This is a genomic window from Leptotrichia sp. oral taxon 847, assembly GCF_001553645.1.
In the GTDB taxonomy this organism is placed as follows: domain Bacteria; phylum Fusobacteriota; class Fusobacteriia; order Fusobacteriales; family Leptotrichiaceae; genus Leptotrichia.
In genome coordinates this window covers 1,496,066-1,508,045 of record NZ_CP014231.1, presented here as the reverse complement: position 1 = coordinate 1,508,045, position 11,980 = coordinate 1,496,066, and the positions used below count along the sequence as shown (strand labels likewise).

11 protein-coding genes, 1 tRNA gene and 1 pseudogene are annotated in these 11,980 nt (G+C 27.3%); 5 read left to right on the top strand and 8 right to left on the bottom strand.

Annotation, left to right across the window (positions count from 1 at the left end; all coding sequences use genetic code 11):
* Position 1: 1 nt before the first annotated feature.
* The 6 genes from whiA to AXF11_RS06965 all read right to left on the bottom strand — a co-directional run bounded on the left by whiA (position 2) and on the right by AXF11_RS06965 (position 7,184).
* Positions 2 to 910, bottom strand: a complete 909-nt coding sequence (gene whiA / locus AXF11_RS06990) for a DNA-binding protein WhiA (protein WP_068156346.1) — start codon at positions 908 to 910, stop codon at positions 2 to 4.
* A 13-nt stretch (positions 911 to 923) separates the two neighbouring features.
* Positions 924 to 1,739 (bottom strand): toxin-antitoxin system YwqK family antitoxin, encoded by an 816-nt coding sequence (locus AXF11_RS06985; protein WP_068156343.1) that lies wholly within the window; start codon positions 1,737 to 1,739, stop codon positions 924 to 926.
* Positions 1,740 to 2,771: 1,032 nt separating this feature from the next.
* Complete coding sequence (locus AXF11_RS06980) at positions 2,772 to 3,311, bottom strand: cell division protein SepF (RefSeq protein ID WP_231724666.1); 540 nt, start codon at positions 3,309 to 3,311, stop codon at positions 2,772 to 2,774.
* Between the two features lie 12 nt (positions 3,312 to 3,323).
* Positions 3,324 to 4,013 carry a YggS family pyridoxal phosphate-dependent enzyme gene (locus AXF11_RS06975; protein ID WP_231724665.1) on the bottom strand — a complete coding sequence of 230 codons (690 nt, stop codon included), beginning with the start codon at positions 4,011 to 4,013 and terminating at the stop codon, positions 3,324 to 3,326.
* A 67-nt stretch (positions 4,014 to 4,080) separates the two neighbouring features.
* Positions 4,081 to 5,322: a radical SAM family heme chaperone HemW gene (gene hemW, locus AXF11_RS06970; protein WP_068156340.1), complete on the bottom strand. Its 1,242-nt coding sequence runs from the start codon at positions 5,320 to 5,322 to the stop codon at positions 4,081 to 4,083.
* Positions 5,323 to 5,465: 143 nt separating this feature from the next.
* Positions 5,466 to 7,184: a phospho-sugar mutase gene (locus AXF11_RS06965; RefSeq protein WP_068156338.1), complete on the bottom strand. Its 1,719-nt coding sequence runs from the start codon at positions 7,182 to 7,184 to the stop codon at positions 5,466 to 5,468.
* A 139-nt stretch (positions 7,185 to 7,323) separates the two neighbouring features.
* On the opposite strand from AXF11_RS06965, the gene AXF11_RS06960 reads away from it, so the two are divergent.
* Positions 7,324 to 7,400, top strand: a tRNA-Arg gene (locus AXF11_RS06960).
* Positions 7,401 to 7,591: 191 nt separating this feature from the next.
* On the opposite strand, the gene AXF11_RS06955 is transcribed toward AXF11_RS06960, so the two are convergent.
* Both AXF11_RS06955 and AXF11_RS10880 read right to left on the bottom strand, forming a co-directional pair.
* Positions 7,592 to 7,984 (bottom strand): MliC family protein, encoded by a 393-nt coding sequence (locus AXF11_RS06955; RefSeq protein WP_068156336.1) that lies wholly within the window; start codon positions 7,982 to 7,984, stop codon positions 7,592 to 7,594.
* Positions 7,985 to 8,255: 271 nt separating this feature from the next.
* Positions 8,256 to 8,333, bottom strand: a pseudogene (locus AXF11_RS10880) (hypothetical protein); the annotation flags it as partial.
* 231 nt (positions 8,334 to 8,564) lie between these two features.
* Here AXF11_RS10880 and AXF11_RS06950 point away from each other — a divergent pair.
* Genes AXF11_RS06950 through AXF11_RS06935 form a run of 4 tightly spaced genes read left to right on the top strand, consistent with a single transcriptional unit; the run spans position 8,565 to position 11,956 of the window.
* Positions 8,565 to 9,581, top strand: coding sequence for a hypothetical protein (locus tag AXF11_RS06950; RefSeq protein WP_068156333.1), 1,017 nt, complete (start codon positions 8,565 to 8,567; stop codon positions 9,579 to 9,581).
* Positions 9,565 to 10,383 (top strand): SH3 domain-containing protein, encoded by an 819-nt coding sequence (locus AXF11_RS06945; RefSeq protein ID WP_068156331.1) that lies wholly within the window; start codon positions 9,565 to 9,567, stop codon positions 10,381 to 10,383. Before AXF11_RS06950 ends, AXF11_RS06945 begins: the two co-directional genes overlap by 17 nt.
* 12 nt (positions 10,384 to 10,395) lie before the next feature.
* A complete protein-coding gene (locus AXF11_RS06940; RefSeq protein WP_068156328.1) occupies positions 10,396 to 11,202 on the top strand; it encodes a hypothetical protein in 807 nt (268 codons plus the stop codon).
* Positions 11,195 to 11,956 (top strand): hypothetical protein, encoded by a 762-nt coding sequence (locus AXF11_RS06935; RefSeq protein ID WP_068156326.1) that lies wholly within the window; start codon positions 11,195 to 11,197, stop codon positions 11,954 to 11,956. The genes AXF11_RS06940 and AXF11_RS06935 overlap by 8 nt, the downstream gene beginning before the upstream one ends.
* Positions 11,957 to 11,980: the final 24 nt, after the last annotated feature.

The following is an 11,980-nucleotide window of genomic DNA, read 5'->3' as shown; positions in this document are numbered from 1 at the left end:
TTTAATAGTTTAATAAATCGTTGTACACCGTTTCAATTCTTCTAAATCTATTTTTTACTCCAGATTTTGAAATATCCATTAAATCTGCCAATTCCTGAAGTGAGAGCTCCTCATTTTCAAGCCTTGCTTTTGCTGTTTCTTGTAGAACATTCGATAACTCAGAAAGACCTATTTTTTTGTCAATATATTTTATCATTTTTATTTGCTTTTCCGATGCTGATATTTTTTTTGTCTCGTTTGCAATTTCCCAGTTCATATTTCTGTTAATTTTATTACGAATTTCCTTATTCACTGTAACTTCTTCAAATTCAAAAAAAGCATTTACCGCTCCTATCAAAAAAATAATGTCCAAAATATCTTCCGAATTTCTCAAATAAACAATTTTTTTGTCTTTTTTTTCAGTCTTTGAGATTTTTTTTCCCATTTCACAAAACAAATTATATAAGTAAATAGAGAATTCGTCGCTATCCAAAAAAAAGTCCAGTGCATAAGCTTTTTCAGGCGATTTTATATAACCACAACTAAGGAAAGCACCTCTGATTATTCCCGCAATTTTTTCTTCATCTTCAATATTTCTGGCTTTACAGTTTTTATAAGAAAATAATTTTTTTATAAAATTTTTATATTCTTTTTCATTTTGTCTTGTTGGAATTAATATTATTTTGTATATTTTTGATGATAACTGACGTTTTTTTATGATATATTTTAGCTGAATATCCATTTTTGTAATTTTTCTTAAATTCGAGTAAACTCTTTTAGCAAACGAAACATTTTCCGTGCTAAAAAAAATCCCACTTTCAGAAACTGCACCTTTTGCAGCGAGTATTCCGAATAATTCTGCAAAAATTATCTCTATCTTTTCGTTTTCAGATCCTAATATTTCTCTTTTTAAATTTGTTGAATATGACATTTTTCTTCCCTTTTTAATGATTTACAGTTCTTGAATTCCCAGATTTATCATAGTAAGTCCATGTTCCAACTCTTCTTCGACCATTAAGATTTCCAGTAAATCCAACTGCTCCATTTGTATAATAACCTTTTAGGGTCCCAACACCATTATTTAAATTTGCTTCATACAATAAATTTCCATTTTCATAGTAAACTTTCATAGGTTCATTAATTTGATCATCTTGATAATTAATTTCCGAAGATTTTGAGCCACTTGAGTTCCATTCAGTAAAAAGTCCGTTTCTGTAACCATTTACATAAGTTCCTTGCGACTTTCTTGATCCATTTTCATAATATTCTGTCCAATTTCCAGTCATTTTCCCATTTTGATACTGTCCAACTGTTTCTTGATTTCCAGTTTTTCCGTAATACGAAGAATATCTTCCATTCAATTCATCATTGCTATATTGATATCTTTTCCATAATTTCCCATTTTCTGAATAAACTAGCCATTCTCCCTCTTTTTTCCCGTTTACATATTTCCCTGTCGTATAATTATTTCCATTTGCATAATATTCGGTATAATTTCCGTTCAAAACACCATTATTTACATTGACTACAAGTCTTCTTCCCCCTTCTTCCATAATTCTGTACTCCCCATTTCCAACGAGCTGATAAGTTGTCCCATCAATTCTTTTAGCATCTTGAGGACTGATGCCGCTAGCCTTAGTTAAATTTACTTTTCCAAAATTAACACTATAATTTGCAAATACGTCTTTCCCATAAGAAATTGCCGACATAGCCATTAGTCCTACAATAAATAGTATCTTTCTCTTACTTATTTTTTTCATATTTACATCTCCTACTTTTTTATTAAAATATTTAAATTACCCTTTTTACATTATAACAAATTTTTCTCTTTTTTTAAAATTTTTTTTAAATTAAGACAGAGTAAAATATTTAGGGGAAATAAAAACTTCTATTTTAAGTTTCTTATTCAATCCAGAAAGTTACTAAAATAACAATGTTTTTTTATTCCTTTTTTAAGCAGAAGTGCTCATCGCCGCACCCCTGCACCCCGGCTAGTCTTCGACATTTTTATGCACTGCCAAAAAACTCGCACTGATTGTGCTCAGACAGTTTTGTCAGCACATAAAAATGCTCCGACGGTTTAAATTTTACTATCATATAAAAGTGTCGTGATTTTTTTGGAGTAAAGACGACTGTCTGAACGAAGTGAGTTTCGGCTTTGCTTCAAAAAAATGCTTAGACGAGCGTGGGGATTATAAGGGGAAATGGCGGCCCTTTCCCCTTATGTAAAAAAATAAAAAACTATACTAAACAAAATAACATCTTGTAATCGAGAATAACTTAAAAAATTTAAAATTAAAAATCTGCCCCTAAAATTTTTAAACCATCTTTAAATTAAGATGAAATAAAATATTTTTTTAATTTATTCTTATTCCACAATGTCATCTCATTTATTACAGCTTTTTATACTAAACCCCATTTGAATAACGAATATATTATAAATCTTTTTAACAGATTAAACTTAATATTTATTTTTAAATAATTAAAACAAATATTCGCTTTTTAAATGGGAAATAGTATTATTTTTTTACCCGCTATTTTCTCTTATGATCCCCCACGTCAGTCTAGGAATTTTTTATGTGTTGAACAAAATTACCCCTATCGAAAGTAAGTTTTTTATTAGCACAAACAAGTAACAAAGGCTAGCTGAATTACAGAGTACAGCAATGATACCTCTATTTAAAAATAATTAAAAAAATATTTCATTCTTCCTTTAAATTAAAAAGAATTATTCCTAAAATATTGCAAAATAGAAATAATTCTTTTTTTATGAATTGAATCAAAATTTATAATTATAAAAAATTACTATCTTTAGAATCATCACCTAATGAAGCATCGATATCTTCATAATCTATTCCAACTGGAATTGAAGTTAACACTTTATCTGTAACTTTTGATAAATGTGCGTTCATAGCGTATGCTGCTCCACTTACAAAATCTATCACTCTTTGTCCCACTTCGTATTCTAAAAATTCTAAGCTGAAAGTTACCACTTTATTTTCTTTTATTGCGTCTGCAATAAGTCTTGAATCTTCAAAAACTTTTGGTCTGATTATTGAAACATAACTAACTTTTGTAGCTGATGCCGTTGTTGCTGTCATTTTTGCACTCTCCTCCTTTTTATTTCCTACACCAAAAATACTACCTATACCACCTTTTTTTTCTTCAACGGGTTTATCTTCTTTAAAGATTGGTTTAGGTTTTGATTGCTGCGACTGTACTTTTTGATTTTCTACTTCTTTACTTTCTTCTGCCGGCGATTGTTCAAATTCATCATCGTCATCTTCAATGTCATCCCCAAAAAATTCCATTAATTTTCGTTTTAGTCCCAAAATACTAACCTCCTATTCAAATAATTTGCTTCCTATTCTGATTATTGTCGCACCATTTTTTAGAGCAATTTTATAATCGTTTGACATTCCCATTGAAAGTTCTGTCAAATAATTATATTTTTTTTCAAATTTTTGTTTTAATTCTTGCATCTTTTTAAAATAATCATCAATTTCGTAAGGTGTTGCCGAAAATGGCGCCATTGTCATAAAACCCATTATTTTTACATTACTTTGTGAAAAATATCTTTCATAATCTTTTTCAAAATCTTCGATATAAATTCCTGTTTTTGACTCTTCTCTTGAAACATTTATTTGTATCAATCCATTTACATTTCTCTTATTTTCCAGTGCCTTTTTGTTAATTTCAGAAAGTAAATCATATGAATCAATGGAATGTATCAAATTTACGCTATTTATTATATACTTTATTTTATTTTTTTGCAACCTTCCAATGAAATCCCATTTGATACCTTTATTACCTATTTCATTTAATTTATCTCGATAAAGTTGCGCTCTGTTTTCTCCAAAATAATTATAACCCATTTTGACAATTTTTTTATGTTCTTCTACATCAAGATATTTGCTGACAAACAAGATTTTTACTTTTTCTGGATTTGAAGCGTATTTCTTTATATCTTCCAAAATTTCAGCATAATTTTTTTTGATTTTTTCACAATTAAGTTTTATTTCTTTTTTTTCCATTTTTTGCTCCTATTTTAAAAATCAAAGAATTTTTATTATTTATAGTTATCTTATTATAACCTTTTTTTTAAATAAATTCAACAAATACATTATTCGCTAAAAAAATTCCTTTTTTTGTCAATTTTATTCTTTTTTCACAATCTTTATCGACCTTTTTCCCGCTTTCATAATTTATTTTTTCAAAATTTTTTAAAAAAAATTCTTCAACTAATCCATCTTTCAATAGTTTTTCAATTTTTTTTGAATCTTTTTTGGTATAATTTATTCCTTCTTTAGTGAGCCTCAATCCCAATATTTTTTTCAATTTTTCAAATTCGACTTTATCAACTTTTTCAACCGTTTTTTCATCAATTGGCAATTTTTTATTATCCAAAAGTTCATAATATTTCTTAAAAGTCCTTACATTACTATGCCGATTTTTATTAAAAAAAGAAGCTGCACTCATTCCAACACCAATAAACTTCTGATTTCGCCAATATTTCAAATTATGCCTTCCCGCATTTTTTTGCAGATTTTTTAAGTCTTCAAAATCCATTATTTTATCAATTTTAATATTTTTGTCATCCACTCTTGCAAAATTAGAAATTTCATACTGACAATATCCATTTTTCTCAAAAAAATCAATAATTTTTTCATACATCAGAGCTTCCAGATCCTGATCAATTTCAGACAAAATCCCCTTTTTCAATTTACTCCAAAAGACAGTCCCTTCTTCCCAAATGAGCGAATAAATCGACACATTTTCAGGCTTTAAGTCCTTCAAAATATTAAGATCCCTTTGTACGTCCTTAATACTTTGATTAGGAATTCCGAACATCAAATCCACTGTAATATTACAAAATCCTGCCTCTCTTGCCATTTTATAAACATTTATTGCATCTTTAGAACTATGCTGCCTTCCAATAAATTTTAAAACATGATCCTGAAAACTCTGAATTCCGATACTTAACCTATTTATTCCAATTTTGTTAAGTTTTTTCAATTTTTCAAAAGTCATATCCGTTGGATTTAATTCTAATGTAATTTCAGCGTTTTCAGACCAATCAAGTTCGTTTATTATTTCACTTATCATTTTGACAGGCAACAGAGAAGGTGTGCCACCACCAAAATAAATCGTATCGTATTTAAGTTTTGGATACATTCTAATCTCTTTAATCAAATAATCTGTATATTTTTTGTATTCTTTTTCCATTTTCACAAATGTGCAAAAATCACAGTATTCACATTTTTTATCACAAAATGGAATATGAATGTATATTGCATCTGCATCTTTTTTTTCTGAAATTTTTTTATTATTTTTTTCAATCATTTTTTACCTTTTATTTTCATATTTTAAAAAAAGGATTTCAGAGCATAACTTTTCTGTAATTATGATAAAATCCTTTCTTTATTTTTTTCTTAAAATAAATTTCAACAAAATATTACAATTATTTTTTTATAAATCACTCAAAATTATAATCCAATAAATTTAGAAAATTCTTCCATTGTTTTATCAAGTTTAGCTTTGACATTTTCGCTAGAATCTGCATTTACACTGAAATAGAATTTGATTTTGGGTTCAGTTCCAGATGGTCTTGCTGTAATAAATGTATTGTCTTCAAGAACAAATTGTAATACATTTTCTTTTGGTAAATTAATTTCTTTTTCTTCACCAGTTTCCAAGTTATGTTCTTTGTGTGAGAAGAAATCTCTTTTAATTTTAATTTTCTTACCAAGCAATTCATCTTTAACATTTTCTCTCAAGTTAGACATCAATGCTGCCATTTGTTCAATTCCATCTTTACCTTTTAACATTACTGATTTAATTCCTTCTAAGTAATATCCAAATTCTTTATATAATTTTTGTAATTCTTTGTAAATAGAAGTTCCTTTTGAATGGTAATAAGTTGCCATTTCAGAAATAACCATTGAAGTTACTAGTGCATCTTTATCTCTTGCATGAGTTCCTATCAAATATCCGTAGCTTTCTTCAAATCCAAATAAATATGATCCTTCCAATTCTTTGTGTTCAAATTGTCTAATTTTTTGTCCAATGTATTTGAATCCAGTCAATGTTTTCATAACTCCAACATTTTTAGCAGGTGCAACAACATCAATCATAGGTGTTGAAACAACTGTTGTAATAACTTGTGCATCAGCTGGAATATCTTTTTTGTAATTCAATAAATATTGCAATAACAACAATCCAACTTGGTTTCCATTTGGATAGTACCATTCGTTTTTGTCATCTCTTATCGCAATACCAATTCTATCAGCATCTGGGTCATTTGCCAAAATTAATTGTGCTCCAATTTCATTCCCTAATTTTGTTCCCAATTTGAATGCTGCCACTTCTTCAGGGTTTGCATAAACTACAGTTGGAAAGTTTCCATCTGGCTCAATTTGTTCTTTTACAACTTCAAAATTGTATCCAAATTCAGATAAAATTCTCTTCATTGGTCTTCCACCAGTTCCATGAAGCGGAGTGTAAACAATTTTGAAATCTTCTTTTCCTGGAATATCTGTATGTATAGTTTGTTTTTTAATTGCTGCTATATAGTCATCATCAATTTTATGATCAAGCTGAATGATTAATCCTTTTTCTCTTCCTTCTTCTTCAGAAATAACTTTTATTTCTTCCAATGTAGAAATTTTATTTACTTCTTCAACAATTGCTGGTGCATGTGGGTCAACAACTTGTGCTCCATCATCCCAATAAACTTTATATCCATTGTATTCAGCTGGATTATGAGAAGCCGTAACAACGATTCCTGACATACATCCTTTATATCTCACACCAAATGACAACTCAGGAGTTGAACGTAAACTTTCATAAATATATGCTTTAATTCCATTTGCAGCCATTACTCTTGCAGTATTTAGCGCATATTCTCTCGAACCTATTCTACAGTCATGAGCAATTATAATTCCTTTTTCTTTTGCAGCTTTTTCATCAAAACTTAGCATATAATTTGCAAGTCCTTGAGTTACTTTTCTAATTACATATTTATTCATTCTATTAGTTCCAATTCCACGAACTCCTCTAATTCCACCAGTTCCAAAACTCAAATCTTTGAAAAATCTATCTTCTATTTCTTTTTTATTCCCTGCAATGCTTTTCAATTCTTCCCTGTCTTTTTCATCAATGGCATCTGAATTTAGCCAATATTCGTACTTTTTCATAAAATCCATAATATTTTCCTCCTAAAATTTTATTTTGCAAATTTTTATTAAATAACTTTATCTATTCACTTTAATTTTACCACATTTATCAAAATTTACAAACTTTTTTCGTTGACTATTTAAAAAAAATATGATAACATTATTTTGTGTACTTGTAGCTCAACTGGATAGAGCGTCTGACTTCGGATCAGAAGGCTTGGGGTTCGATTCCTCACAGGTACGCCATTTTTTTAATCTTAAAATTTTATCAATGTTTCAAATCACTCTTCATTAATTCAAGACAAAATATTTTAAAAATCATAATTTTTATGTTGTATCTATTTTAAAATAAATCCTAATAAAAAAACATAATTTTCAAATCTTACAAGTTTCTGTTCGATCTGTCAATTATGTTTTTCTTTTAATTTTCAAGGTTATTATCTTCTTTTACAAGATTTTTCGATATTATTTGCTCCTCTGTAAATAACGTCTTTTCCACCTTTAAAGAACTCAATATCTCCACCTTTAGATACATATCTTGATCCACTACCTGAAACTGCTATTTTCAAGTTATAAACTTTTCCTTCTTTAGTTGTTACTTTTGCAGTTTTTGTTGTCGGATAAGTAACTGTTATTCTTTCAGAACCGCAAGTGTAAGATTCTGAAGGAACTTTTTTTGCAGCTTTTTTCGTAACTTTTTTCTTGGCAACTGTCTTTTTAGCAACTGCTTTTCTTCTAGTTCTAGTAGTTCTAGCTTTTGCAGCAAAGCCCATTCCACCAATTAATGTCATTACAGATAATACTAACATAGATTTTTTCAACAATGTCATCTTTACCATCTCTTTTCTTTATGATTTATTTCAGTAAGAGTATACACTAAAAAACTATTATTTCGATTATAAATTTATAATAATTTTAATAGAAATTCTATAGAAATTCTCGTTTTTTATTTTATAACTTTAAATTTAACTTGATGATACAAATTCTGCTTTAGGATCACTAATTGGCAGCACTTAGGCTGCAACTGGTGTTAATAATGGAGTTGAGATGGAATATGGTTTGATTCTTCATCATCCTGGTTCAGACGTTTGTAATTATAATTTAAATAAAATACTCCTTCGACGCTCTCTCAAATTTATTCTCTCCAAATTCATAAAACTTGATTTTCTCATTCATATAAACCTGTTCCGCATAGTAATTTTTATAATTGTGAGGATATTTATAATCTTTTTTCCCAACCTTTGTAAAAAGTTGTCAAAAATATTAGCTTTTTAAAAATTGTAGATTTAAAATTATTATACAACAATTTATAAAGTTAACTATAAATTAATCAATATATAATCAAAAAAAAAAAAAAAAAAGGTATAACTAAAATAAGAATATAACTTAAAAAAAATAAGGAGGTTTTTTATGGGATTTATTAATCCATTTCAAATTTACTCTAAAGGAGAAGATACTATTACAAATAATATTCTATTACTTCTATCAAACTTGTATAGAATAAATCCAAAAATTTATGAATTATTTATAAACAGTGTTCTTCCAGAAAATATCAATTATGAGGTTATCCCTGTTTTTACACAACAAAAATCACAAAAGGAAGGAGGGATTATCGACGGACATATTCAGACAAAAGCAACAAAAATCATTATCGAAACTAAAATTTCAGGATTAGATAATACAAAAAAACTTATTAATTATTGCAAAAACGAAAATTTAACTGAAACAAATATATTAATTCACATAAGTGATTCTACCTTTGATGAAACTACCATAAAATCTATAAATCAAAAAATTGGAATTTATAATTTTAAGTTTGTTTCAATAACTTTTTCCGAATTAATTTCTTCTCTTCAGGAAATTGTGGACGAATACCCTTTTAATGAAGAACTATACCGTTTATCCAAAGATTTTTATTATTATTGCAGTTCAATGGGTCTAATAAAAAATGTATTCAGAATCGTTCCATGCAATAAAAGTTTTGAATTAAACGAAAAATATCATTTATACTTCCAACCTGAATCCAGAGGATATTCAAACCATCAATTTACTGGAATATATACTGCAAAAGAAATGAAATATATTGGAAAAATAAACAAAGTTTTTTTGGCTGAACTTACAGAAGAAGGAAAATTAATTACTAAAAAAATTTCAGGCAATGGGGAAATTACTAGCGAGGAAGAAAACAGAATCATCAACACAATAAGGGAATTCCCAGAAATTTACATCTATGGCGATATTTCAAAAGGACATATATTCTTTTTATTTGACAATAATGACTTTTGTCCAACAAAATTTAAAAAAACTTCAAAATATGGTTTGCTAGGCTCTAGACTTTTTGACTTAAAAGTAAATTTAGAAATTGAAAATGTAGAAAAATTATCAACTTTAGAAATTGCAGAAAAATTAAATGATATTACTTGGTAAAAATAAATTTTTAAAAGATTGGAGAAAAATTATGAGAAATTTGGTGTTAATTTTAAGTTTGTTCATTATAAATATTATTGGATTGGCTTATGAGAAATGTAATCCTGAAATGATTTACAATATTGATGTAGATACTTTGAATGGAAGTTATTTGGGACAAGATGAAACAGGTACAGTAATAATTAAACTTTCCAAAAATGCTAAAGTTTATGGAGTACATTATACTGATGAAAAAGAAGTTGAAGAAATTGGATTTGGAAATTTAGGAGATTGTACTCCAAATCCCAAAATAACAGAAATTCACATTGAAGATGCTGTTTTTAATTCAATATATAATAATTTTTTTGAAATATTTAGCAGTAAATCTGAAAGTAATCCTCACAGTTTTAAAGTAGATTTCACTTCATGCATTGATAAAAATAAAGTATTTTGTAAAATTTATAATGATAAAGGTTTTGATGGAAAACCTTCTGGAATTGATTTTAATCAAGAAGTAGTAGACTTTGAAATTCACGGAAATATAATAGATGTTGTAAGAAGGGGAGATTTTGTTTCTGGATATAATGATTATGAAGATTTAGAAGAAAAAAGAGCAAAGCGAGAAAAATATATTGTAAATTCGCCAAATGGATATGTTAATTTTATGAGAAAGCCTGACAGCAATTCAACAATTCGTGGCAAGGTAAAAAATGGAAAAACTGTAAGTTTAATTAATGAAAAAGGTAATTGGTATTATGTTCAAGTTTTAGATGGCGAAGAATTTGGATATGTCAATAAGGAATATTTGAAAAAAATTAATTAGGAGGAAAATTATATGAATAATCCAAATAAAAAAAGATGGTTTAAAAAATGGTGGGGAATTCTACTTATTATTTTATGTCCTTATCTATTGTTTTTAGTTATTTTACAAAGTAATCTTGATAAAAAGAAAAAAATTATATTTTCAACATTATTTGGAAGTTTTATTTTATTTATATTTTTGATTACAGCACTTGAACCTAATACAGAGGAAAAAATCGCTAAAGAAAAGCAGAAACAGGAACAATTAAAAAAATTAGAACAAGAAAAAACTGCAACACTGGAACAGGAAGCCAAAATTAATGAACTAGAAAATCAAAAAAGAAAAATGAATTTAGAACAGGAAGCAAAATTAAAGGCAGAAACTGAAAAACAAATTGATGATGAAATTAAACAATTATCAAGTGAAATCTTATCAATAGTTTCAAATGATGACAAACCTTTTAGACAGGATTTTAAGCTAATGGCAAATTATCTTGCAGATAATTATTCATATGACAGTATCTTAGAAGCAAAAAAGATTGCTATAAATAATATTAACAAATCACAATATTCTATTGAAAAATTAAAGAATATAAAATGTAACTTGGCTTGTAATAATTTAAATGAAGTCAAAGCTGTATTTATCAAACTCTACATTTTAAGAATTGACATGCTCAAAGAACTTATAAAATTTGCTGATGCTAGTTACGGCATTGAAGATATTGCAACTATTCCAGAAGAAAAAATATTTAAAAGAAAAGTTATCGAATATACTGAATATCAAAATAAAATAATTAGTTTTTTTGAAAATATAAAAGCTGAAAGGAAGACACATGAATAATACTGAAAATAATCAAAATAAAAAAAGATGGTATCAAGAAGGATGGGGTGTCCTTTTTATTATATTATTTCCTTGGTTACTTTTTATAGTAATTCTTCAAACTAAAACTAGTATTAAGAAAAAACTTATCCTTTCTGGAGTTTTGGTTATACTTCTATATATTTTTACACCAAGTCCTATTATAAATTGGCTTAAAGATAAAAATTCCGATAAAGAAATTGAACAAACAAAAGAAACATATTCTTCTGAAAATATTTCTACAGAAGAGCAGGAAAAAAATGTGCAAGAACAAGAAAGACTGGAGGCAGAAAAAAAAGAAAAGGAAAAATTAGAAAATAAAAAATATAATGCTGAAAATAAAAGAATTACTGAAGAATTACTTTCAATTATTTCTGACGATAAATTTCGTCCTGAATATTCATATATGATTAATCATCAAGAAGCTAGACAAGTTGCTTTGGCTAATCTTGAAGTAGCGCAAGATAATATTTCAAAATTAGAAAATATTAAATGTAATTTGACTTGTACAATTTTAGAACTTTACAGAGAACGTCTTAAAAAATATTACACTCTAAGAATTGAAATGATTAAAATTTTTCTTAATGATGATGTCACTGACAATACCATGTTTAAATCTACTGATAGTCAATTATTTAAAGAAAAATCTCGCGAATATCTTGATTGTCAGTATGATATACGAAAACTTACAAAAAGTTTAAGGTTTTTTCAAAATTATAATTATTCTGACAATTAAATATTCAAAAAAATACTCAAATAA

What these genes read in the sequence shown, in the direction of transcription:
- whiA (WP_068156346.1), bottom strand. Translation starts at nt 910, where the DNA reads ATGTCATATTCAACAAATTTAAAAAGAGAAATATTAGGATCTGAAAAC.
- AXF11_RS06985 (WP_068156343.1), bottom strand. Translation starts at nt 1,739, where the DNA reads ATGAAAAAAATAAGTAAGAGAAAGATACTATTTATTGTAGGACTAATG.
- AXF11_RS06975 (WP_231724665.1), bottom strand. Translation starts at nt 4,013, where the DNA reads ATGGAAAAAAAAGAAATAAAACTTAATTGTGAAAAAATCAAAAAAAAT.
- hemW (WP_068156340.1), bottom strand. Translation starts at nt 5,322, where the DNA reads ATGATTGAAAAAAATAATAAAAAAATTTCAGAAAAAAAAGATGCAGAT.
- AXF11_RS06965 (WP_068156338.1), bottom strand. Translation starts at nt 7,184, where the DNA reads ATGGATTTTATGAAAAAGTACGAATATTGGCTAAATTCAGATGCCATT.
- AXF11_RS06955 (WP_068156336.1), bottom strand. Translation starts at nt 7,984, where the DNA reads ATGACATTGTTGAAAAAATCTATGTTAGTATTATCTGTAATGACATTA.
- AXF11_RS06950 (WP_068156333.1), top strand. Translation starts at nt 8,565, where the DNA reads ATGGGATTTATTAATCCATTTCAAATTTACTCTAAAGGAGAAGATACT.
- AXF11_RS06945 (WP_068156331.1), top strand. Translation starts at nt 9,565, where the DNA reads ATGATATTACTTGGTAAAAATAAATTTTTAAAAGATTGGAGAAAAATT.
- AXF11_RS06940 (WP_068156328.1), top strand. Translation starts at nt 10,396, where the DNA reads ATGAATAATCCAAATAAAAAAAGATGGTTTAAAAAATGGTGGGGAATT.
- AXF11_RS06935 (WP_068156326.1), top strand. Translation starts at nt 11,195, where the DNA reads ATGAATAATACTGAAAATAATCAAAATAAAAAAAGATGGTATCAAGAA.